This is a genomic window from Delftia sp. K82 (genome assembly GCF_002193035.1).
GTDB classification, from domain to species: Bacteria; Pseudomonadota; Gammaproteobacteria; order Burkholderiales; family Burkholderiaceae_C; genus Comamonas; species Comamonas acidovorans.
This window is the reverse complement of the sequence record NZ_MYFL01000007.1, coordinates 108,761-129,441: the sequence shown is the minus strand read 5'-3', so window position 1 is coordinate 129,441 and position 20,681 is coordinate 108,761. Positions and strand designations below refer to the sequence as shown.

Below are 20,681 nucleotides of genomic sequence, written 5' to 3'. Positions count from 1 at the left end.
TGCTTTTATTTTCACACAAAGCGCCAGCCCTGACAGCCTGTGCTGACGCCCATCGTTGACAAATGTCTTCAATTGAGCAGGCCGAATGACTTTTAAACTGCGGCCCTTTTTCGGTTTTTCGTTTTCGTTTTTTGAATGTTGGCCAGAGCGGCCGTTGGGTATTTCATGCAGCAGCAACATGCTTGGGAGTTTTTTCGCGCCGGTGGAGTGGACCAGGTGGTCATCCGCACCGGGCAGGACATTGCGCACATCGGCGAGCTGGACCAGAAGCTGTGGGTGGCCCTGGCCTGCCCCACGCGCGGCATCGAGTTCGACAGCGACACGCTGGACCTGATCGACGAGGACAAGGACGGCCGCATCCGCCCGCCCGAACTGATTGCCGCCTGCCAATGGGCCGTGGCGCGCGTGCGTGATCCCCAGGTGCTGGCCGATGGCGGCGACGTGCTGCAACTGTCCAGCCTGGAGCGCGACAGCGAGCAGGGCGCCCTGCTGCATGCCGAGGCCGAGCGCATGCTGGCCCTGTCCGGCCAGGCCGGCGGCGCCGCGCTGAGCCTGGCCCAGGTGCGCGAGCGCCTGGCCTCCCTGGCGGCCATGCGCTTCAATGGCGACGGCATCGTCAGCCCCGCCACCGCCGGGGACGACAAGGCGCTGGCCGCGCTGGTCGAGCGCATCGGCAAGGCCTATGGCACGGCGGCGGGCGCCGATGGCGTGGCCGGCATCGCACGCAAGCAGGCCGAGTCCTTCTATGCCGACCTGCGTTCCCTGCGCGACTGGCATGCAGGCGCCGAAGCCCTGGGCTGCGGCATTGCCGAGCGCGACCAGGCCCTGGCCGCGGCCCGCGCCGTGGACGCGGTGCAGGCCAAGGTGGACGACTTCTTCGCACGCACGCGGCTGGCCGCCTTCGACACGCGCGCGCAGGACCCTCTCAACCCCTCCATCGAAGGCTATGCCGCCCTGGGCCGCGAAGTGCTGGACAGCGGCGCCCAAGCCATTGCCGCCCTGCCGTTGGCTGCCGTGTCGGCTGACCGCGCGCTGCCGCTGGCCCAGGGCGTCAACCCCGCCTGGGCCGGCGCGCTGCAGGCCCTGCGCGAGCAGGCCGTGCAGCCCGTGCTGGGTGAAGACCTGCAGGAGATCACCGCTGCGCAGTGGGAGCAGGTCAAGGCCGCCCTGCAGCCCTGCCGCCAATGGCTGGCAGCCCGGCCCGCCACGCCGCTCGATGCCCTGCCGCAACAGGAGGTGCAGGCGCTGCTGGACGGCGGGCAGGAAGCCGCGCTGCTGGACCTCATCGCCCATGACGAGTCCGAGAAGGAACACAGCCTGCAGGCCGTGGCGCTGGAAAAGCTCATCCGCCTGCAGCGCGACCTGCTGGTGCTGCTCAACAACTTCGTCTCGTTCAGCCTCTTTTACCGGCGCGAGGGCGCGGCCTTCCAGGCCGGCACGCTCTACCTGGATGCGCGCAGCTGCGACCTGACCGTGGAAGTGAGCGACACCGCCGCCCACGCCGCGCTGGCCGGCCGTGCCAAGACCTGCCTGGCCTACTGCGAGCTGCGGCGCGAGGGCAAGAAGAAAGCCATCGTCGCGGCCTTCACGGCGGGCGACGTGGACTTTCTCTTCGTGGGCCGCAACGGCGTGTTCTATGACTGCGCGGGCAACGACTGGGACGCCACCATCGTCAAGCTCATCGAGAACCCCACCAGCATCGGCCAGGCCTTCTTCCTGCCCTACAAGAAATTCCTGCGCATGGTGGAGGAACAGGTGGCCAAGCGCGCCTCGGCCAAGGAAGAGGGCGTGACCGCCAGCCTGGGCACGCAGGCCGGTCAGCTGGTCACGGCGCCCGGCACCGCTGCGGCCAACGCCACAGCCGCCACGGCTGCGGCCGCTCCGCGCAAGACCGATGTGGGCACCGTGGCCGCCCTGGGCGTGGCCCTGGGCTCCATCAGCGCCGTGCTGGTGGGCATCTTCGGCAAGTTCATCGACCTGGGGCCCTGGATTCCCGTGGCCCTGGTCGGCCTCATCGCGGCCATCTCCGGGCCCAGCATGATGATTGCCTGGCTCAAGCTGCGCCAGCGCAGCCTGGGTCCCATCCTGGACGCCAGCGGCTGGGCCATCAACGGCCGCATGCGCATCAACCTGCCGCTGGGCCGCAGCCTGTCGCAGACCGCCAAGGTGCCGGTGGGTGCACGGCGCACGGCGGGCGATCCCTATGCGGAAGGCAACGGCCTGCGCAACACCCTGGTGACGCTGGCCGTGGTGGCCTTGCTGGCGCTGATGGCCTGGCGCCTGCACTGGATCGATGGCCTGCTGCCCGCCGGCTGGCAGTACGGGGCGGCGCCGGCCGCTGTGCCGGCTGCGCCTGCGCCAGCAGCGGCACCGGCACCTGCAGCGGCGGCTCAGTAAGTCGATGCCAAGGGGCGGGCAAGCCACTTGCCCCGCCCCGGTCGGGAAACCTCAAGGCGCGACAATAGCGCCATGACCACCCCCACCCACGTACAACGCAGTGCCGTGCCCCTGAGCACGCACGACACCACTCGCATCGACGACCTGCGCATCAAAGCCGTGCGCCCCCTGATCACCCCGGCCCTGCTGCAGGAATGGCTGCCCGCGCCCGAGGCCGCGCAGCAACTGGTGGAAACCAGCCGCGCCGCCATCTCGGACGTGCTGCAGGGCCGGGACGACCGGCTCATCGTCGTCGTCGGACCCTGCTCCATTCACGACCACGACCAGGCCATGGACTATGCGCGCCAGCTCAAGGCCCAGGCCGACGCCCTGGCCGGCGAGCTGCTCGTGGTCATGCGCGTCTACTTCGAGAAGCCCCGCACCACCGTAGGCTGGAAGGGCTACATCAACGACCCGCACCTGGACGGCAGCTTCGCCATCAACGAAGGCCTGGAAATGGCCCGCGCCCTGCTGCTGGACGTGCTGGCCCTGGGCCTGCCCGTGGGCACGGAATTCCTGGACCTGCTGTCGCCGCAATTCATCAGCGACCTGGTCAGCTGGGGCGCCATCGGCGCGCGCACCACGGAAAGCCAGAGCCACCGCCAGCTGGCCAGCGGCCTGTCCTGCCCCGTGGGCTTCAAGAACGGCACGGACGGCGGCGTCAAGGTAGCCAGCGATGCCATCCAGGCGGCCAGCGCTCCCCACGCCTTCATGGGCATGACCAAGATGGGCCAGTCCGCCATCTTCGAGACCCGCGGCAATGGCGACTGCCACGTCATCCTGCGCGGCGGCAAGCAGCCCAACTACGGCGCCGAGCATGTGCAGGCCGCCTGCGCCCTGCTGGAAGGCGCAGGCCTGCGCCCGCAGGTCATGATCGATGTCTCCCACGCCAACAGCAGCAAGCAGCACCGTCGCCAGATCGACGTGGCGGCCGACGTGGCCCAGCAGATCGCCGGTGGCGATGCCCGCATCACGGGGCTGATGATCGAAAGCCACCTGCAGGAAGGGCGGCAGGACATCGTGGACGGCCAGCCGCTGGCGCATGGCGTGTCCGTGACCGATGCCTGCATCAGCCTGGAGCAGACCGTGCCTGTGCTGGAGCAGTTGGCTGCGGCGGTGAAGGCGCGGCGGTTGAAGCTGCGGGGATGAGTTGACTGGCCGGGTCTGTTTTGGACCCGTGTCAGGCAATGGGGCAGTCCTGTCCTTCGGCAGGACTGCAATACTGCAACCGCCACAGCGCAGTGGCGTGCATATGAGTCGCCGATGTAAATCCAGGGCCGGCAGACTGCTAACTTCATTCAGATGCTGGTGCAGCACAGGCTCGCATCACGCTTTTCAGATTAGTCCGATTGCGTCATAAAGTTTTGCAGTCAATGATTTAGCCAATCCGGATTGGCGAAAAGAATTTTCAATTGCTGCATCTGCATGTTTTATTCTCATGCGAGGTGCACATGCGTTGGTATCCCACCGACCGATTGCTGATAACAGTGATCGAAATTCATCAGAGGACTGATATGAAAATCCAGAAGAGAAAAATCATGAAATGCGTGTCCGGCCAAAAAATGGCAACTGGTCAGCATTGTGAAGGCAGATGGCCTGATCATACTTAAAAAAAGGGGCAAATGCCCCTTTTTTCATTGTTGAAACATCACAAGCAATGCATGAGGTGAAACATGTTGGTCAAGCCTGATTTGGAACAATCAAGAATATATATAGAATCGATGGATTTCAGTATGCTATTTTTGAAGTTGACGCAGCCTGATCCTAATATTGCAATATTGTGGAGTAACGATGCATTGGAGGTGGCTATTCGTTACTACAAAAATTTCCTATGGATAAATAGAAAATACTACCGATCTTACGACCATATACCTCCTTCTTCGGAAATTGATGAAATATGGCATCATCATATTTTGGACACGGAGAAATATTTTAAGGATTGCTACAATATATTTGGTCATTATTTTCATCATTATCCATACTTCGGAATGAGAGGTCCGGAGGATAATAAAAAAATGCATGACTCCTTCAAAATAACCCAGGATCTTCATTTCAAAGAATTCGGGTCATATATCATGGGTTTTGATTCTGCGGAGGAGGATCAAGTATGAGGCCTGGTGATGCAAAGCGGGTATTTGATCTTGCAGTTGGACGCGCCGCCCCACCGCTTGCCTCCATGGTCACCATTTTTGCCATTAGTTTTTATAGCTCGACTCTCGTTGCCCAATTCAGCATAGCCCTTTCCTTTGCATCACTTTTCTTTGTATTGCCAGCGAGTATTGGCGCCATCTTCTTTTCAGAAATGGCTGCCAGCAAAGAGAAGGAGCAATCGGACTCACTCATCAGTTTGCTGTTTTGGCTGGTCCTCCTATACACCGGGTTTTGTTTTATTCTGGTGTATTGGCTTCCTGTTATCTCGAAAACCCTGATATCCGGTTTGCCAGAGGAACTGTTGGATGGGGCCGTATCGCAGGCAAGATTGATAATTCTGTGTATTCCATTCTTCGGATTCATCAATGTATGTAGCTGCGTTCTTGAGTCAAGATCACATACTGCCATCGTTGCAAAATTCAGAATGTGGCAGGTTTTTTTCCATGCAGCCTGTGTGATTGTTGTGCTGGCGCTGCTTGGGAAGAATGAGTGGATGAGTGATGATTCGGTCGCTCTGGCCTATCTGTTCAGTGACATCATTTTTTCCGTTGCCGCATATGCCTTGATGCGGAAATACTGTCAATTCAGATTTTCATTCAATTTTCGGGTTTTGCCTGGCAGAAGAATATTTTCCGTTTTGATCCCTGGCTATGCCAATGCGTTCTTTGGGAAATATCTGCTTTATATATTGTCAATGTCTATTGCAGGGCTGGGTGCAATGTATTCTGCAATTCAATCTCAAGCTTCTGCCGTATTGCTTTTGGCAGAACTGCCTGCCATGGGAGTCTGTGCTCTTCTGGCAATGGAGATATCCAAAAATCGTGGAAAATGGGCAGTGCAATTTCAGTTCATTAGAGATTCATCGTCATTGATGATTTTTTGTGCCATTATTCCAGTTGTTGCATTGTCTGTATTCATGCTGTTCTATGAAATATCAGAAGCGAATGGTTCTCAAATTGTCGGTGAGGGATTCCTTTCCTTGGTGTGCAAAGGAGTTACGGATGTGGTGTTCTTCTATGCGGCAGCAATTTCTGGTGGGCTAGGTCTTTATTGGTCGTCAAGAATCATTTTTTGGATTGTTTACGCATTGGTGTTTTTTGCCCCGATGTCGTTGGGATTTCATGGCTCCAGTTATTCCATGATCAACTATATTTTCTCGTTTTCTTCTCTCGTGTCCTGTGTGATGTTGGTATTGCTTATTCACAATAGGCGAGAGTCTCTATCTGAAGAGAAGATTGGCTTGAAGAAAAGCTTGTAGCTGTGGTGGCCTTGGCGAGGTCGTCTGCCCTTCGACAACCTTGCAGCCCCGCAACCGCCACGACGCAGGCGCTGACATACGGGGTGGGGAGGCGGCGGAAGCGCCCTCAGGCCCGCGCTGGCCTGGGCTCCAGATTGCGCGCCGTCCCCAGCCAGGTCGCGCAATGCGTTTCATGCCCATCCTCCGCCACCGCGTACAGGTCGGCTGCGCAGATGCTGAGCACGCGGCCGGCATCCACCACGCGGCCGCGCGCCCGCAGGTGGGTGCCGCGTGCGGGGGCGAAGAGCTTCACGCTGCCGTCCACCGTGGCATTGGCCCAGCCTGGCGGTAGCACAGAGCCTGCGGCCGACACCGCCGCAAAGTCGCCCAGCGCAAAGATCGCCGTGGCCTGCAACTGGCCCGGCTGAAAGCACAGGGCATCGGCAATGGGCATCTCCAGCTCGGTGGCGCCGGGCTCGGCCCGCACGAAGCGCAGGCCCAGGGTGCGCGCCATGGGCATGGCCAGCACGGCCTTCTGCAGCGCCTGGGTGGATGGGGTGGGGTGCGTGGTCGGCTCAGTCATGGCTTGTCTCCTTCGTGGTGGGTGAAGCGGCGCGGCGCACGCGCGGCCAGGGCGCGGCGGGTTTGTCGGGGGTGCTGGCTGGTGCCGGTGCCATCTGCGCCAAATCCCGCTCGGCCTGGCGGGCGCGCAGCCACTGCACATGGTCCAGGGCCTGGGCGCGCTGGGCCTGTAGCGCGGCGATCTGTTCGTTTATCTCCTGCACGCGCTGCTGCACGGCATCGGCCAGGTCTCCGGGGCCTATGCGCCCCGCACGCCAGGCGCGCAGGTTCTCCGCAATGCGCGGCAGCCCGAACCCCAGCGCGCGGGACATGGCGATGAACACCACCTCGCGCCGGGCCGAGCGCGGATAGTCGCGGTAGCCATTGGGCAGGCGCCGGGGCTTGAGCAGGCCCGCGCGCTCGTAGTGGCGCAGCGCGTGGATGGAGACGCCCGTGAGCTGGGCGAGTTCGGAGATCAGCATGTGCCAAGGCTAGCAAGGCTTGTGCTGCGCTAGGGTTGGGGAGGGGACAGGTTTTTTCCCGCCTCTTCGCGAATCCATTCCAGGAATGCACGCACTTCGGGGCGGTCGGCCGCTCCGGGTCGTGTCACCGCGTAGTAGGCAAATCTTGCGGGCCATGGCTTGTCCAGCACCTGGATGAGCCGGCCCGCCGCGATTTCTTCCTGGGCATAGGCCTGCGGCACCAGCGCCAGGCCCTGGCCAGCCTCTGCCGCACGGATCAGCAGGAAGTCATCGTCAAAGGCACTGCCGCGCTCCGCGCGCATGTCGTCGGCCACGCCATGCGCTTTCAGCCAGAGCGGCCAGTCTGCGCGGTCGCCGTCATGCAGCAGGGGGTAGCCCAGGCAATCGCCTGCTTCATGGATGACGGCCCCGTGCACCTTCAGGAATCCCGGCGAGGCGACGGGCGTCAGAACCGGCGCCATGAGGGGGAGAACCTCCAGCCCCGGATAGTCTCCCAGCCCATGGCGCAAGGCCACGTCCACCCGGTCGCGCCGCAGGTCCACCAGTTCCGACGTGGCCTCCACGCGGATTTCGATGTCCGGGTGCAATTGCTTGAAACGCCCCAGCCGGGGCACCAGCCAGGATGCCGCGAACGTGGCGACCGTGCTGACGGTCAGGCTCCGTCTTGCCTTGGTGCTTTCCAGGTCGTGCATGGCCTGGTCGATTTGAAGAAACGCTTCGCGCAGCCTGGGGAACACGCTGGCGCCTGCCTCGGTCAGCCGCATGCCAAGGCGCTCACGCTCCAGCAACACCACTCCCAGGCGGTCTTCCAGCACGCGGATCTGCTGGCTGACGGCGCCGGGCGTGACGTGCAGGGCCTGCGCCGCGGCCTTGACGCTTTTGCGCTGCCCCACTTCCACGAAAGTGCGCAGCGCCTGCAATGGGTAGGTCATCTTGTTTTTAGATTTACTAAATTCATGGAGCAGAAATCATCGCTTTAAATTAGACGTATATCTGTTGAGAATAAGTGTTTCCAGCGATTCTATGAATTAAGTTTATCTAAAATTTAAATGCTCCATCTCTATTCAGACAGCTCCCCCAATGGCTTCAAGGCGACCATTGCGCTTGAAGAGCTTTCGCTGCCTTACCAGCTGCACCATGTGCGCATCGATGAAGGCGAGCACCGGCAGCCGGCCTTTCTGGCGCTGAATCCCCATGGCCGCATTCCCGTGCTCACGGACAGCGAGACGGGTGTGGTGTTGTTTGAGTCAGCGGCCATTCTTCTGTACCTGGCCGACAGGACCGGACAGCTGCTGCCAGAGGACCTGCAGGCCCGCTGGGAGGCGATCAAATGGCTGCAATTCCATGCGTCCAGTGTCGGGCCGCTGCTGGGCCAGCGCGTGCACTTCGAGCTGTTCGCGGACAGCCCGGTTCCTGCCGCAATCGAACGCTACCGGCGCCTGACGGAGGTGGCGTTCACGGTGCTGGACCACGCGCTGGAGGGCCGTTCCTACTTGGCCGGCGACTGCTACTCCATTGCAGACATTGCCCATTTCGGCTGGATGCACATCGCGCGAATCATCCACTTCGACTTCAGCCGGCACCGCCATCTGAGTGCATGGCATGAGCGGGTAGCGGCCCGGCCTGCGGTGCGCAAGGGCATCGCGCTGCCGGCACCGGCAACCGGCGCATGAACACGAGTCAGGTCCACACAATGAACGCAACTCCTCTCTCCCCGCGCACGGGTGGGGCTTCCTATGCCTCGTTCTACGCACACCCTGGCTACCGGCGCATGTTTGCACCAGACCGGCTGACCGTGGGCATCTTCCTGCCGCTGCGCAGCTACAAGGGCGACATGTCGGTGCTGCGCGGGCAGGCCGATCTGGTCACCCGCATCGACCAGCATGGCTTTGCCACCGTGTGGGTGCGCGATGTCCCCTTGTTCGATCCCTCGTTCGGGGACGCTGGGCAGGTGTTCGACCCCTTCACCTACCTGTCCTTCCTGGCAGCCCGTACGCGCAAGGTCGCCTTGGCCACCGGCAGCGCCATCGTCTCCCTGCGCCATCCGATCGACCTGGCCAAGGCCGCCACAAGCATTGACCAGCTCTCCGGCGGCCGGCTGGTGATGGGCTTGGCCTCTGGCGACAGGCCGAGGGAGTTTCCCGCCTACGGACTGGAACACGCCGCCCGGGCACAGCGCTTTTCCCACGCGGTTGCCTATATGCGCCAGCTCATGCAGCCTGGGCTCCTGGACATCGACTCCCCGCTGGGGCGCCTGGAAGGCGCCGAGTTTCTCCCCCAGCCCGTTGCGGGGAGCATTCCGCTGATGGTGACGGGATCGTCCGGCCAATCGCTGCCATGGATTGCAGAGCATGCAGATGGCTGGCTGACCTACCCCGGTGCCACCCATACACCCCGGGGGCCCCAGCACCTGGCGGAAAAAATCCGCGCCTGGCGTGACCTGATCCCTGGAGGCGCATTCCGCCCGCACATGACGAACGAGTGGATCGACCTGGTCGATGACCCCGGCCATCCCCCAACCCCGTTGCATGGGGGCTATGTCCTGCGCACCGGGCGCAAGGGACTGGTGGCATTGCTCGAACAGTGGCAGGCGGCGGGGGTGAACCACGCGGCGCTGGGCATCCAGTGGACACAGCGCCCGCCCGCCGAGGTGCTGGAGGAACTGGCCCAGGAGGTGCTGCCTCACTTTCCCTCTCACGAAGGGCTGCCGGCAGTGGCGGTTGACTGGTGAACGTAGGCCGGGGTCAGGAATGGCCGGGCCGCGGCGAGCTTGCATCCCTGAGACCGGGGGCATTCAAGCCGGCTGCGCTGCAGGCCTCATCACGCGCGCCGTGAACCGGGCCATGAACTCGCGCGTGGCAACGCGGGCGCCCAGGGCCGTCAGGTAGTTGGCGCAACCGTGCACCACCGAGGCGCGGTTGTCGTCGAAGGCTTTCAGCCCCAGGCGAACCACGTCTTCGCTGGATGCTTTTTTCCCGAAGGATGCGGCCTCGCCGGCGCGGGCGAAGAACGCCGTGTCGGTAGCGCCCGGGCACAACGCCAGCACGCGCACGCCGCGCGGCCGGTACTCGGCCCAGAGCGCTTCGCTGAACGAAAGGACAAAGGCCTTGGTCGCGGCGTAGACCGCCATGTACGGGACCGGCTGAAACGCTGCCGTGGAGGCGATGTTGATGACGCCGCCCTGGCGCTGCTCCAGTGCGGGGAGCAACAGGTGCGTCAGCTCCACCAGGGCACCCACATTCAGGTCGATGGCCTCCCGCTGCATGGCCAGCGCCAGTTCATCAAACCTGCCATGGGTGCCGAAGCCCGCGTTGTTCACCAGCAGATCCGGCAGCAGGCCCCTGGCGCTGACGGCCTCGAAAACCCGCCGGGCCGCCCCGGGCGTGGCCAGGTCCTCGACCAGGAATTCGGCGCCGGGCAATTCGCTGGCGAGCTTCTCGAGCCTGTCGCGGCTGCGCGCGATCAGCACGACTTTGGCGCCACGGCGGGCAAGTTCCCTGGCGAATACTTCGCCGATGCCCATGGAGGCGCCGGTCACCAGGACGGTTTTCTGGGAGAAATCAAAAGGGGTTTTCATGTACTCGAGTATTGCGACGGGGTGCCCGGCTGGGAATGGGCAGCGCTGGTAAGCTGATTTGCATTCATGAAAAACCAACCGCCCACCACCTGGGATGACCTGCGCGTGCTCCTGGCGCTTCACCGCCACCAAAGCCTGCTTGCCGCAGGCGCGGCTTTGGGCCTGTCCACCTCCACCGTGGCGCGGCGCATCGAGGCGCTGGAGCAATCCCTGGGCCGCGCCCTGGTTCACCGCAGCAGCGCAGGGACGACGGTCGAGCCCGATGCGATGGAACTGGTGGAACTGGCCGAGCAATTCGAGCTGGGACTGGGCGGCATCAAGCGCGACGACCGGTCCGATGAGAAGGCCCATGCGCTGACCGGCACCATCCGCGTCAGCATGGGCGAGGGCTTCGTGAAGCCCGTGACCGCCGTGCTCTCGCAGTTGAGAAGCGCGCACCCCGGACTGCATATCGAAGTGGCCGTGGAGTCGCGCTTCACGGATGTCGGGCGGCGCGAAGTGGATGTGGCGCTCAGGGTCGGGCGCTCCAGCTCGGCCGTGGTGGTGGAGAAATGGGCAGGGCAACTGACGTTTGGCCTGTACGCCTCGCACGGCTATGTCGAGCAACGCCTGCCGGGTCGCCACCTGCGCGTGCAGGACTTCGCCAGCCACGACTTCGTGGGGCAGGACCTGGCCACCGGCCGGCAGGACGCCTCCAATCTGTGGCTGGCCAGCCGGGGCGCCACCCGGTTCGTCTTTCGATCCGGCTCCGACCTGGCCCGCCAGGAGGCCACGGAGCAAGGTCAGGGCATCTGCCTGCTGCCCGACGCCATGGCCCATGCCGTGCCCGGCCTGGCACGGCTGGAGGTGGACGCGCCCCTGCCGTCCTGCCCGGTGTACCTGGCCTATCACCGCGACCGCCGCAACGTGCCGGGCGTGCGGGCGGTCATTGACGCGCTGGGTGCGGCGCTGGCAGACGGGCTGCAGCCGCCAGCAGAAATGGCGAAGGCGGCCAGCACCGCCGCGAAGCCATGACAGGCACGGTCTTTCCAGACCTTTCAAGGCGGGGGCGCGGCCGACGGACCCAGTGAGCAGCCAGGAGCATCGTTGGTCGTTGATCCCAACGAAACATGAATGGGCCGTGGCTGGCGCGAAACGACCCGTTGTGGTCGTTCGTGCCTCGACGCCTGCAACCCCTCAATCCTTGAGCAAGCGCGCCTTCACCGTCCGCCCCTTGATCTTCCCGCTACTGAGCTTGGCAACCACCTCATGCGCACTCTTGCGGTCCACGGCCACATGGGTTGCGAACTCGTTGATGTCGATCTTGCCCACTTGCTCGCAGGTGTAGCCGAGCCGCTCAAGATTGGCGAGCGTCGCAGGCGAAAGCGCAAGTTTGTCGAAGGAATGGGGGGAAGCCGAGGGGGCAGTCATGGCGGCATTTTTGTTTTGGCGCTCTCAAGACCGAGGTGCGGCACGTTGGTCACTGAGAAAGAACAGGGGCTTGCTGGGCCATTGCCGGCATGTGCGAGAAGACGGCCAGCGGGGTGCTGAAGCCATGGAGGGTACGAGGTCTGTCATGGGGCTGCCGGCGATGGCGTCGGAGTCGCCCAGACTCACCACGGACGCAGGTCGGCACCGGGGATGCCGTGGGCTTCAACGCGGGCGTTCTGCGCCGCGATCCACTCGCCATATTCGGCTTCGAATGTCTTTTCGCAGTTGGCACGGCCCGCTTCGTCGTGCTTGGCTTGCAAGGCCATGTACTGCTCGACCGAGAGGATGACCGTGTCGACTTGACCCGCCTTCTCGACGAACACAGGCCCGCGCTTGGCTTGCGCGCAGAGGCTGCCAAAACGATTCTTGGCTTCGGTGGCGGTGACGTGCATGGTGGACATCCTCCGATGATTGGCTATTTTGGCTAATCCAACCACCGCGCGGGAAGGGCCTCGCAGGTCGGATGCGGCGTTTGAAGCGCCAGCAGCAGGCTGCGCAAGACGTACCCCGGGGTCTTCAGCGACGAAGACCTAGCCAAGCGCGTCGAGCGCGCGGTCTGCAAAGCCTTTGAGCTGCTGCCCGGCGATGAAGATGAGGTGGTGCCGCGCCTGGATTTGGTGGCCCGATGAATTCCTAGGGCACGTGCCAATTCAGCCTTCGGATCTCTCGATGCAATCCGGCCTTGCTCGATAGTGGGTTGCTGTTACTGCAGGAATAGCGCTTGCAGGCTATGGCAGGCTCAGGCTCAGGCTCAGGCTCAGGCTCAGGCTCAGGCTCAGGCTCAGGCTCAGGCTCGGTCGATGTAGCTCGTGGGCATCTGCTAACAGATCGCAACCAGCCTGAAGCTGCCGGCCAGCAGTCGGCTGGCGACCATCGCAGACACCCGACCTCAAAAGGTTTTGCGCGGGGACGCTACATTCCCATCCACTAGTCTGCTGCCACCTCACCTCACCAACAGCTCTGTGTGAAATGCAGTGCGATCGATAATACAGAAGGCGCCTGAGTCTGATATTCAGGCGCGGTCTGCGCCAGGCCGTCAGGAGCTCTGCATCACCGACTTGGCGCCAAAGATGAGAACGGCGACACTGCAAACACCATATAGTTGAAATGTGGAGTCTTGCCAGGCTGGCCAGCCGGGTGCAACGCCATGCCCGCGGCATTCCATTCATACTCGCGCCAGTCCCAGTTGCTGCCTTCGTCAGTCTGCACAACAATATAAGATCCGTAGCGAAGTCGCGCCGACGTTGCACTTCCGTTGAAATCCAGCCCAAGCTCAAAGGTGTGGATCTGCGCGTTGCTCCCCCGCTTGGCGATCGCGCCGACGGTAGCGCTAGCTAGGCTCGTCAGTGGCTTCAGGGCGGGTTGGGCCGTGTTGAGTAGGGTGAGGCCGCTCTTGAAGGCTGGCGTCTCGAAGACGGCCATCACGAGGTCGTCGCCCGAGTTCTTCACGTTCACGGTTTTGCCTTTGAATGAGATGCCATCCTTGCCGACGGTCAGTCCCATGAAGATAGGGGCGCCCGCGATGGCCGGCCCCGAATCGTCACGCGCCTCGAAGCGCATCGCAAATGACAGTTCCTCTGTCTCACCCACTGCTTGGTTCTTGCCGGAAAACTCGCATAGGATCGAGTGTGTGCCATACCCGGGGTACTTAGCGATGAAGAACTTGTCGAGAGTGATCTTGATCTGCCTGTCGATCAAGTTAGCATCAGCGGTCACTTCACCGATGCTCGTGACTTGCTTAGCCGTAGAGCCGGGCGGGATGTAACCGAGGACCATACCCGTGCTCCTGTATGGGCGGCTCAAGAATGAAGCCGACTGCCCACCAGCCTCCTGCGCAAAATAGCGCGCTTCTTTCCTGTCGCCGATCGACAGCAGGTACGCGGCAATGTCGTCGTCATTGCGAGAACCAAGAGAATCGTTCTTATCGTAGCTGGGCATAGAGGTCTTTCAGGAAGATTCTGTCAGGTCGTGATGCGGTTGCGCGTGCGACCGCGGGCACGCTGCTGGATCTCTGCTTGGACTTCGGCATAGAGTTGACTTCTTACCGATTGGCTAAGCTCAAGGGTGATGGCCACTGAATAAGGCACGTCATGTGTCTCAAAACCAACCTTCGAGTTGGCCTGGACACCGACAACAAGTCGCCCGTTGGCGTCGGTCATCAGCTTCTTGCCTTCCTGCACCATGTGGATCAGCGTACCGCGGCTAGCCGTGGTGGCGTTGGGTTGGGCCCGGCCTGCCCGTGCAATGCCGTCCCAGAAACTGCTGGTGTTGTTCTTGATGCCCGTCAACTGCAGGACTACGGCCCTGCGGTCGGCCGTGGTGAGCGTCATGGGTGTCGACCAAGAAAGCGTAATCGTCACGGTGCGCACTTCGCGGTTGTTTAGCATCGAAGCGGGGATTGGCACGATGTACTCGTGGCGATCACCGGCATGAATGACGTCCTCAGCCAGAAGCGTAATGCGATTTTCCGCGCCGCTGACGACGCGCGATAGGTCCAACTGCCCGTAGCCCAGGAATTGGGTTATGGCGTTGCGGCGCGGTGACCACTTTTTGGGTTCGCGCGGCGGATAGGCAGAGTCGAGCCTGTCGCCGACGTCTCCCCAGGAAGTCCCGTGGGCAAGAAGTGTTTTGAGCATGACAGCGCGCGTATTGAGCTCGTGCCAGCTCCGTTCATCATCAGCATACAAGTCGTCTAGGGCGTCGGCAATGAGATGAGCGGCGCGGGTCGTAAGAGCAGCCGCGTTGCTGGTTCCGCTCGTGAGGATTCGGCGGTTCAGTTGTCCGGCGGGACCCGGCGCAGCGACCTGCTGACCGTAGTGCGCACTGGCTCGGGCATGAATCTCCAGGCTGCCGCCCCGCACGTTAGTCAGGCCGGCCGCGAACCTGCCGCCAGCATGAAGGAAGTCTGGCTTCACGCTGCGGTTCACACCAAGCCCGACCGCCGAGGCGAGATTACTCATCGCAAACGTTGGGTAGGGATCCGGCGGTGCGGTGTGGTCGGGCGTCGCGTGGTCGGAGTGCACGGCGCCGATAGTTAGAGAATTCACGGACTCAGCAGGACTTAGAATGCTGCGCGTCGCCTTGGCCATCTCAATGGCACCTAGCAGTGCCGCTTCCCGGGTCTGTTGATTTGCTGCTTCATAGGCAGCGATATTTGGGAAGGTTGCCACAGGGAACTTGGAGAAGATGTTTCCGGCACTCACAACAAACAGCAGTTTGCAATGGTGGCTGAAGTAGTCCAGCAGCGTTGCCCAGGGCGTCGCTCGGCGCACAAAGGGGGCATAGGTGTCGCATATCGAGTGGTTGATCACGATGACACGCTCAAGCTCCGGGTTTACCTGGCGGGTCGCCGACGTAATCTTTTTCAGAGCTCGGTAGATCACGCCGATGGGAAGCTTACCCTCAGGCATAGTCTCTCTGCGACCCGGCCCCGGAGACACCAGCACGGGCAGCACAGCCAGCGGACGCTTCAATGGCGCACTCCCAGGTGACTTAAGGTCACCATGAATAATAAGCGAGGCCATCGCAGTTCCGTGTTCGCGTGTTTGCGCGGGTGCAAGGGCGCCGCTCACGTCAACCTCGACAAGGTGTAGGCGGTCGGCCAGTAGTCTGTGCCGGTCAACGGGATAGCCATCAAGCAAAGCTGCGATGCAATCGCCTGTGAGATCGGGGTCGTCAATTTCGGTCACCACAGCTGCAGGCTCGGCGTCGATCGCAGATTCGAACGCTGACTGTGGACGGATAGTCATGACGTCCTTGGAAGCAGCGATGCGGCCATTGCCATCAACGAGGTCACACGCCACGTTTGCTGGCACGCGGATGCGCACACCCTGGAAGCGGATCTCCGGGATATCAACCTGATCCAGCAACTCGCCATCAACCTCCTCGAGCATTTCGTGCAAGGTATCTAGCGCTCCGTCGCGCGCCTCTTCCTCGTTGCGGTACCAGAGGTCGAGGTCGACCGTGACCTGCTCGTTAGGGTCATCGGCCAGAATGCTGGCGACATAAGCCGCCAGCATGGGGTCTAGTCTGTCCTGTATAGACCAGATTCGCAGGTCGTACAGGTAGCCGAACAGCTTCCAGAGCTCCCGTTGGCCTTCGCCCGCGTAGTCCTCACCCCTCGCATATCTCTTCCACTGAGCCAGCAGCCTTCTCAGTGCTACCTCCGTGGGCAACGTAAGATACAGCCGCTGGGGACGCTGGTTCTCCGGTGCATCCGGATCGCCATCGTCACTATCACTCTCATCATCCTCGTATTCGCCCGTCGTTTCAGTGGCTAGCCAGTGCAGGCCGAGGGCCTTGGCGGCGATATTAAACTCCGGCACATCGCCGAGCAATTCGAAGACCAAGCAGCGATCCGGCTCCACGGCGCTCGGATCAGAGGCGACGTTGACACCAGCGGCGTATGCCGCAAGGCTCTGCTCGGCTTTGATGAATACCTGGGCTAGGCGCTGCGCTTGGCGATCAAAGGGAATCTTTGCCGGAAAGCGGGGCTTTCTACCCTTAACTCTTTCGCGTTCTCCCGGTGCGCGCTTTAGTCGCACGATCGGAAAGCTTGTCGCCACTCGACTGCTCCTTAATTATTACTGTAGATGCAAGGGCATTACCCCTGGCTATTACTAGTCGAACGGCTTCTGCGGGGCTGATCTTGCCCCTCGACAGCACAACTTTCCGACGTACGTCGAGTGTAAAGGCCTCAACTGTCGCCATGCTTTCACCGCGCATATGGTCGGCGAATTCTTGGGGCGTAATGCCAGAAGGGGCTTCCAGTGAGGCCTCGAATTTCTGAAACCACTCCTTGAGTTGCTGTGGACCTGGTTTGTCGATCTCGAGCTTAATCTCAAAACGGCGCCATACTGCGCGGTCGAGCAACTCGGGGTGGTTGGTCGCGCAGACAATTACCGTATGGCTGGGCAGCCGATCCATCTGAACGAGCAACGTGGAGACAACGCGCTTGATCTCGCCAGTCTCTTGGGCGTCGCTGCGCTCCTTGCCTACCGCCTCAAACTCGTCGAAGAACAGCACGCAGGGGTTCTGCGTGGCGTACTCGATCAGACGGCGCAGACGGTTCGATGTCTCGCCGAGAAAGCTGTCGACGATAGCGTCGTAGCGCACAGACAGCAATGGCAGCGACAGCTCCGTCGCCATAGCCTCGGCCAAGCTGGTCTTACCGTTGCCGGGCGGGCCAAGCAGCAGCACCGTATGCCTCGGCTCAAGCGAATGCGACCGCAGCAGAGGCGCCTGCGAAAACTCGTCGATGAATTCCTCAACGGCATCGACGACCTGGGGCGCTAGTACCAGATCCGACAGGCGACGCTGTACGGGGATGGAGTGGACCAACTCGGCAACGCGATCCGGCAACTCGGAATCGTGGCTTTGAGGACGGGCGGCCCGCGAGTGAGTTGGCACCTCAAGGCCAGGCAGGGATGCCTGGGAAGATGCCTTGGCGGAAGTACGCTTCGACCCGGCAATGATTGCCTTCATCGTCTGCTGCAACGCCTGTCGATCACGTTCACTTTTGGCCATGGACATATCTTCGTCCCTTTCGCTTACCTCTGCGTTTCAGTCGGAGCTGATTTGCTTTTGAATTTCTCTGCGCATGGTCTGGGCTTCATAGTGATCCAGCAGTGCCAGCACGCCCTCGCAGGCGCGCCTGATCTGCTTGAGATCGCAGTCTGCGAGCGCGCCGTGTCGCGTCGGATGCGCCCCCATACCCACCGCGTGAACCGCATCATCCGAAGTGACTCGTTTGTTGTGGTTTGCAAGCGCTTCGCGAATTTTCTTCTTCGAACTCTCGAGCGCGGCACCCAACTTGAATGCTCGCCGGAAGACCGTGCGATCCACACCAAGCAAGGTTGCTGCGCCGTTCACAGTGAGTTCATTATCGATGACGAATCGCTGCAGCTCATCCTGAAAAACAGGATCGGATCCACATTTGGGCATGCCCTTGACCTTCTGGCAATTATAGATGTGCCCAATGATAAACCACATCATAAAACCGCAGCATATGATGCGGTTTTGATGTTCTTTACAACTGATGTAAGTCCTGGCGCAAGGGCTCAATGTTTGCGCTGTCGCCAGCGCGTGTTGGAGCCCAGTGGAATAAATCTGCGCCGCACCTGGGTTGAAGAGTTCTCCGAGTATTGCCGGCCGGGGCAACGCGTTTCGGCAGAAAAGCCATCCGGGGCGGCCTTCGACTGCGACGTTGCGGATGTGTACTTTTGCATCCCCTCCTAGATTTCGCCTAGGTCGCTGCGCCTCATTCCTAGACCTGATAGCCGACTGTCGCCAACGACCGCTTCTGGCCGTTTGCCGTCGTCTGAGAAGAGCAGCCTCCCATGGCGATATCGATATGCAGTCAGTGATCTCTTGCCGCCCAATCCTGCCGACATCCCGTCATAGCGGCTGCCCAGGCGTTCATCCCTACCGCCCAGCCACCAGCCCCAGCACAGCTTTTTTCGCCTGTGCCCGACCGACGCGAGCCAGTTTGCTCCACGCCAGGATCACGTCGGCCAGATCATCGTCCTCGCAATAAAGGTAGGCAGTCGGCACGCCAAGCACTTGCGCAATCCGGTTGGAAGTATCCAGAGGAGGCTCATGGACGCCGGTTTCATATCTGCTCATCCGAGCACTTGCCGTTGTCTCATCAAGACCGACGGCAACCCCCAATTGGTCCTGCGGCATCCCGGTACGCAGCCTTGCCTCGCGCAGGCGTTTGCCAAATATGCTGGAGGGTGGCTTGGTCCGTGGAGGCATCCTACGATAGTCGTAGGGTGTGTTGGTTTCGTCTCTACGAAATTCGTAGAATGGAATAACGCCTCACGCAGTCGATTTGCGTGTGCATGTTGTTCGACATGATCCAAGCCCAGGGAGCCTCCATGGATGAACCCAACCTCGCCACCTCACCCCAACCCAAACTCGACGACCTCGTCATCGACGCCGTCCTGCACATGGGCGCCGCGCTGGATGTGCTGGACTTGCACGCACGCCACAACATCACGGCCATCAATTGCGTCTGCCGGGACCTGCTGCGCATCTACTACGTGAAGGCCGATCAGGCGCAGTCGCTGGAGCCGCAGGACAAGGAACTGCTCGGCCTGCTGCACGACACGGCGGTGAATCTGGGCTATGCCATCGAGGTGGTGGACCATCTGAATGGGGATGAGGCCGACGACCCCATCCTCTATGCCGTGAGCTATCTGCTCAAGGCGGCCAAGCGGTTTGCGGATGAGGGCGTGGCGGCGGGATTGGCGTGCGGGGCTTGCATTTGAAATAAGTGGTTGCTAAAGTGTCGCCATGCCCGAGAACGACATCTTCAAGGCCCTGGCCGACCCTACGCGCCGCTCCATCTTCGAGAAGCTGGCCGCTGGCAGCATGCATGCCAGCGCGCTGCGCGAGGGGATGGAGATCAGCCAGTCGGCCATGTCCCAGCATCTGGCCGTGCTGCGCAACGCGGGGCTGGTGAGCGAGCAGCGGCAGGGGCGCTTCATGCATTACGAGGTCGATCCCGAAGGGCTGGCGCAGATTGCGGGTTGGCTGGCGAAGTACCGCGCCTACTGGCCGCAGCGCGTGGATGCCCTCAAGGGCCTGCTCAAGGACATGGACCAATGAACAAGATGAGCGATATGGACACCGACGATGCGGCCCGCGAGCTGGTGCAGGAGTACGCGCTGGACGCCTCGCCCGAGAAGGTCTGGCGCGCGCTGAGCATTCCCGAGCTGCGCGCGCAGTGGCTGCCGGGCACCGAGCATGCCGAGCCTTTGCGGCAGGTGCCGCAGCAGGAACTGCGCCTGCGGCTGCGCGAGGCGGAGCCGCCCTTTCTGGAAAGCACGGTGGACCTGCAGATCAGCCCCGGCGCCGATGGCGGCACGCTGCTGCGCATCGTCCATGTGCTGACCGATGCGCGGGTGCAGCCGGCCAGGGAAGCGGCCAACGACGGCGGCTTCCTGATGTACGCGACCTGATGCACCTGACCTGATACACGCGACCTGAGGGCCCCGGCAACGGGGCGTGCGGCACAGGGCCACAGCCCTTTCTTTTTTTCACCACCACACACAGGAGTTCGCCCATGCGCGAATCGATGATGCTCGTCCCCATGGTTGTCGAACAGTCGGCGCGCGGAGAGCGGTCCTTCGACATCTACTCGCGCCTGCTGCGCGACCGCGTGATCTTTCTCAACGGCGAGGTCAACGATGCGGTCTCTGCCCTGGTCTGCGCGCAACTGCTGTTCCTGGAGGCGGAGAACCCGGACAAGCCCATCCACCTCTACATCAACTCGCCGGGCGGGGTGATCACCAGCGGGCTGGCCATGTACGACACCATGCAGTTCATCAAGTCGCCCGTGCACACGCTGTGCATGGGCACGGCGCGCTCCATGGGCTCCTTCCTGCTCATGGCCGGCGAGCCCGGCCACCGCATGGCCCTGCCCAACGCCAGCCTGCACGTGCACCAGCCGCTGGGCGGCGTGCAGGGCCAGGCCTCCGACATCCGCATCCATGCCGAGGAAATGCTGCGCACCAAGGACCGCGTGACACGCCTGTACGCCCAGCACTGCGGCCGCAGCTACGAAGAGGTGGAACGCGACCTGGACCGCGACCGCTTCATGACCGCAGAAGAAGCCCGCGAATGGGGCCTGATAGACAAGGTTCTGGACCGGCGCACGGCAACCCCCTGAGCCGCAGCGCCAGCAGGGCGCAGCGCACCGCGCGCCCCCCTTCTCCCCACTCCCGTATGTCCGCGCCTGCGGCGTGGCGGTTGCGGGGTTGCA

General features: G+C 62.0%; 21 protein-coding genes and 1 pseudogene. 11 read left to right on the top strand and 11 right to left on the bottom strand.

All coding sequences use genetic code 11. From position 1 onward, the window contains the following. Positions 1–165 precede the first annotated feature (165 nt). From KDK82_RS29655 to KDK82_RS29645, 4 genes are all read left to right on the top strand, one after another. Positions 166–2,397 (top strand): hypothetical protein, encoded by a 2,232-nt coding sequence (locus KDK82_RS29655; protein WP_088166989.1) that lies wholly within the window; start codon positions 166–168, stop codon positions 2,395–2,397. Between the two features lie 72 nt (positions 2,398–2,469). Continuing rightward, positions 2,470–3,585: a 3-deoxy-7-phosphoheptulonate synthase gene (locus tag KDK82_RS29650; protein ID WP_034390997.1), complete on the top strand. Its 1,116-nt coding sequence runs from the start codon at positions 2,470–2,472 to the stop codon at positions 3,583–3,585. Between the two features lie 524 nt (positions 3,586–4,109). Continuing rightward, positions 4,110–4,547, top strand: a complete 438-nt coding sequence (locus KDK82_RS32360; protein WP_143343533.1) for a glycine-rich domain-containing protein-like — start codon at positions 4,110–4,112, stop codon at positions 4,545–4,547. After that, a complete protein-coding gene (locus KDK82_RS29645; RefSeq protein WP_088166988.1) occupies positions 4,544–5,845 on the top strand; it encodes an MATE family efflux transporter in 1,302 nt (433 codons plus the stop codon). Before KDK82_RS32360 ends, KDK82_RS29645 begins: the two co-directional genes overlap by 4 nt. A 106-nt stretch (positions 5,846–5,951) precedes the next feature. On the opposite strand, the gene KDK82_RS29640 is transcribed toward KDK82_RS29645, so the two are convergent. Genes KDK82_RS29640 through KDK82_RS29630 form a run of 3 tightly spaced genes read right to left on the bottom strand, consistent with a single transcriptional unit; the run spans position 5,952 to position 7,799 of the window. Beyond that, positions 5,952–6,407, bottom strand: coding sequence for a PaaI family thioesterase (locus KDK82_RS29640; RefSeq protein WP_088166987.1), 456 nt, complete (start codon positions 6,405–6,407; stop codon positions 5,952–5,954). Further along, positions 6,400–6,867, bottom strand: a complete 468-nt coding sequence (locus KDK82_RS29635; protein ID WP_088166986.1) for a MerR family DNA-binding transcriptional regulator — start codon at positions 6,865–6,867, stop codon at positions 6,400–6,402. Before KDK82_RS29635 ends, KDK82_RS29640 begins: the two co-directional genes overlap by 8 nt. A gap of 29 nt (positions 6,868–6,896) precedes the next feature. Next, positions 6,897–7,799 (bottom strand): LysR substrate-binding domain-containing protein, encoded by a 903-nt coding sequence (locus KDK82_RS29630; protein ID WP_088166985.1) that lies wholly within the window; start codon positions 7,797–7,799, stop codon positions 6,897–6,899. Between the two features lie 117 nt (positions 7,800–7,916). Here KDK82_RS29630 and KDK82_RS29625 point away from each other — a divergent pair, with 117 nt between their 5' ends. Together KDK82_RS29625 and KDK82_RS29620 are read left to right on the top strand one after the other, a co-directional pair. Continuing rightward, on the top strand, positions 7,917–8,540 hold the full coding sequence (locus KDK82_RS29625; protein WP_088166984.1) for a glutathione S-transferase family protein: 624 nt from the start codon (positions 7,917–7,919) through the stop codon (positions 8,538–8,540). Between the two features lie 20 nt (positions 8,541–8,560). Beyond that, positions 8,561–9,598 carry an LLM class oxidoreductase gene (locus KDK82_RS29620; protein WP_088166983.1) on the top strand — a complete coding sequence of 346 codons (1,038 nt, stop codon included), beginning with the start codon at positions 8,561–8,563 and terminating at the stop codon, positions 9,596–9,598. 63 nt (positions 9,599–9,661) lie between these two features. On the opposite strand, the gene KDK82_RS29615 is transcribed toward KDK82_RS29620, so the two are convergent. Continuing rightward, positions 9,662–10,444, bottom strand: coding sequence for an SDR family oxidoreductase (locus KDK82_RS29615; RefSeq protein WP_088166982.1), 783 nt, complete (start codon positions 10,442–10,444; stop codon positions 9,662–9,664). 66 nt (positions 10,445–10,510) lie between these two features. On the opposite strand from KDK82_RS29615, the gene KDK82_RS29610 reads away from it, so the two are divergent. Continuing rightward, positions 10,511–11,458, top strand: coding sequence for a LysR family transcriptional regulator (locus tag KDK82_RS29610; protein WP_088166981.1), 948 nt, complete (start codon positions 10,511–10,513; stop codon positions 11,456–11,458). A gap of 162 nt (positions 11,459–11,620) precedes the next feature. On the opposite strand, the pseudogene KDK82_RS29605 reads toward KDK82_RS29610, so the two are convergent. From KDK82_RS29605 to KDK82_RS29570, 7 genes and pseudogenes are all read right to left on the bottom strand, one after another. Next, positions 11,621–11,776, bottom strand: a pseudogene (locus tag KDK82_RS29605) (DbpA RNA binding domain-containing protein); the annotation flags it as partial. Between the two features lie 260 nt (positions 11,777–12,036). Next, the gene (locus tag KDK82_RS29600) at positions 12,037–12,306 is read right to left on the bottom strand and encodes a type II toxin-antitoxin system prevent-host-death family antitoxin (RefSeq protein ID WP_088167012.1); all 270 of its coding nucleotides are present in this window, start codon (positions 12,304–12,306) and stop codon (positions 12,037–12,039) included. Positions 12,307–12,964: 658 nt separating this feature from the next. Then, positions 12,965–13,852, bottom strand: coding sequence for a hypothetical protein (locus KDK82_RS29590; RefSeq protein ID WP_088166979.1), 888 nt, complete (start codon positions 13,850–13,852; stop codon positions 12,965–12,967). A gap of 23 nt (positions 13,853–13,875) precedes the next feature. Then, positions 13,876–16,479, bottom strand: coding sequence for a S8 family peptidase (locus KDK82_RS29585; protein WP_143343532.1), 2,604 nt, complete (start codon positions 16,477–16,479; stop codon positions 13,876–13,878). Further along, positions 16,418–17,440, bottom strand: coding sequence for an AAA family ATPase (locus KDK82_RS29580; RefSeq protein ID WP_256974577.1), 1,023 nt, complete (start codon positions 17,438–17,440; stop codon positions 16,418–16,420). The genes KDK82_RS29585 and KDK82_RS29580 overlap by 62 nt, the downstream gene beginning before the upstream one ends. A gap of 36 nt (positions 17,441–17,476) precedes the next feature. Beyond that, positions 17,477–17,908, bottom strand: coding sequence for a hypothetical protein (locus tag KDK82_RS29575; protein WP_088166977.1), 432 nt, complete (start codon positions 17,906–17,908; stop codon positions 17,477–17,479). A gap of 429 nt (positions 17,909–18,337) precedes the next feature. Beyond that, complete coding sequence (locus KDK82_RS29570) at positions 18,338–18,670, bottom strand: helix-turn-helix domain-containing protein (RefSeq protein WP_088166976.1); 333 nt, start codon at positions 18,668–18,670, stop codon at positions 18,338–18,340. Between the two features lie 122 nt (positions 18,671–18,792). Between KDK82_RS29570 and KDK82_RS29565 the strand changes: the two genes are divergently transcribed. The 4 genes from KDK82_RS29565 (at position 18,793) to KDK82_RS29550 (ending at position 20,588) form a co-directional block, all read left to right on the top strand. Continuing rightward, on the top strand, positions 18,793–19,185 hold the full coding sequence (locus KDK82_RS29565) for a hypothetical protein (protein ID WP_088167010.1): 393 nt from the start codon (positions 18,793–18,795) through the stop codon (positions 19,183–19,185). Between the two features lie 25 nt (positions 19,186–19,210). Then, positions 19,211–19,525, top strand: a complete 315-nt coding sequence (locus KDK82_RS29560) for a helix-turn-helix transcriptional regulator (protein WP_012203973.1) — start codon at positions 19,211–19,213, stop codon at positions 19,523–19,525. Beyond that, a complete protein-coding gene (locus KDK82_RS29555) occupies positions 19,522–19,878 on the top strand; it encodes an SRPBCC domain-containing protein (RefSeq protein ID WP_088166975.1) in 357 nt (118 codons plus the stop codon). Before KDK82_RS29560 ends, KDK82_RS29555 begins: the two co-directional genes overlap by 4 nt. Before the next feature lie 104 nt (positions 19,879–19,982). Further along, entirely contained in the window at positions 19,983–20,588 is a 606-nt protein-coding gene (locus KDK82_RS29550; RefSeq protein WP_012203975.1) for an ATP-dependent Clp protease proteolytic subunit, read from the top strand. The last annotated feature ends 93 nt before the right edge of the window (positions 20,589–20,681 follow it).

Bases quoted from the DNA above. Each gene is read 5' to 3' on its own strand.
- KDK82_RS29655 (WP_088166989.1), top strand. From the start codon at position 166: ATGCAGCAGCAACATGCTTGGGAGTTTTTTCGCGCCGGTGGAGTGGAC.
- KDK82_RS29650 (WP_034390997.1), top strand. From the start codon at position 2,470: ATGACCACCCCCACCCACGTACAACGCAGTGCCGTGCCCCTGAGCACG.
- KDK82_RS32360 (WP_143343533.1), top strand. From the start codon at position 4,110: ATGTTGGTCAAGCCTGATTTGGAACAATCAAGAATATATATAGAATCG.
- KDK82_RS29645 (WP_088166988.1), top strand. From the start codon at position 4,544: ATGAGGCCTGGTGATGCAAAGCGGGTATTTGATCTTGCAGTTGGACGC.
- KDK82_RS29640 (WP_088166987.1), bottom strand. From the start codon at position 6,407: ATGACTGAGCCGACCACGCACCCCACCCCATCCACCCAGGCGCTGCAG.
- KDK82_RS29635 (WP_088166986.1), bottom strand. From the start codon at position 6,867: ATGCTGATCTCCGAACTCGCCCAGCTCACGGGCGTCTCCATCCACGCG.
- KDK82_RS29630 (WP_088166985.1), bottom strand. From the start codon at position 7,799: ATGACCTACCCATTGCAGGCGCTGCGCACTTTCGTGGAAGTGGGGCAG.
- KDK82_RS29625 (WP_088166984.1), top strand. From the start codon at position 7,917: ATGCTCCATCTCTATTCAGACAGCTCCCCCAATGGCTTCAAGGCGACC.
- KDK82_RS29620 (WP_088166983.1), top strand. From the start codon at position 8,561: ATGAACGCAACTCCTCTCTCCCCGCGCACGGGTGGGGCTTCCTATGCC.
- KDK82_RS29615 (WP_088166982.1), bottom strand. From the start codon at position 10,444: ATGAAAACCCCTTTTGATTTCTCCCAGAAAACCGTCCTGGTGACCGGC.
- KDK82_RS29610 (WP_088166981.1), top strand. From the start codon at position 10,511: ATGAAAAACCAACCGCCCACCACCTGGGATGACCTGCGCGTGCTCCTG.
- KDK82_RS29600 (WP_088167012.1), bottom strand. From the start codon at position 12,306: ATGCACGTCACCGCCACCGAAGCCAAGAATCGTTTTGGCAGCCTCTGC.
- KDK82_RS29590 (WP_088166979.1), bottom strand. From the start codon at position 13,852: ATGCCCAGCTACGATAAGAACGATTCTCTTGGTTCTCGCAATGACGAC.
- KDK82_RS29580 (WP_256974577.1), bottom strand. From the start codon at position 17,440: ATGGCCAAAAGTGAACGTGATCGACAGGCGTTGCAGCAGACGATGAAG.
- KDK82_RS29575 (WP_088166977.1), bottom strand. From the start codon at position 17,908: ATGATGTGGTTTATCATTGGGCACATCTATAATTGCCAGAAGGTCAAG.
- KDK82_RS29570 (WP_088166976.1), bottom strand. From the start codon at position 18,670: ATGCCTCCACGGACCAAGCCACCCTCCAGCATATTTGGCAAACGCCTG.
- KDK82_RS29565 (WP_088167010.1), top strand. From the start codon at position 18,793: ATGGATGAACCCAACCTCGCCACCTCACCCCAACCCAAACTCGACGAC.
- KDK82_RS29560 (WP_012203973.1), top strand. From the start codon at position 19,211: ATGCCCGAGAACGACATCTTCAAGGCCCTGGCCGACCCTACGCGCCGC.
- KDK82_RS29555 (WP_088166975.1), top strand. From the start codon at position 19,522: ATGAACAAGATGAGCGATATGGACACCGACGATGCGGCCCGCGAGCTG.
- KDK82_RS29550 (WP_012203975.1), top strand. From the start codon at position 19,983: ATGCGCGAATCGATGATGCTCGTCCCCATGGTTGTCGAACAGTCGGCG.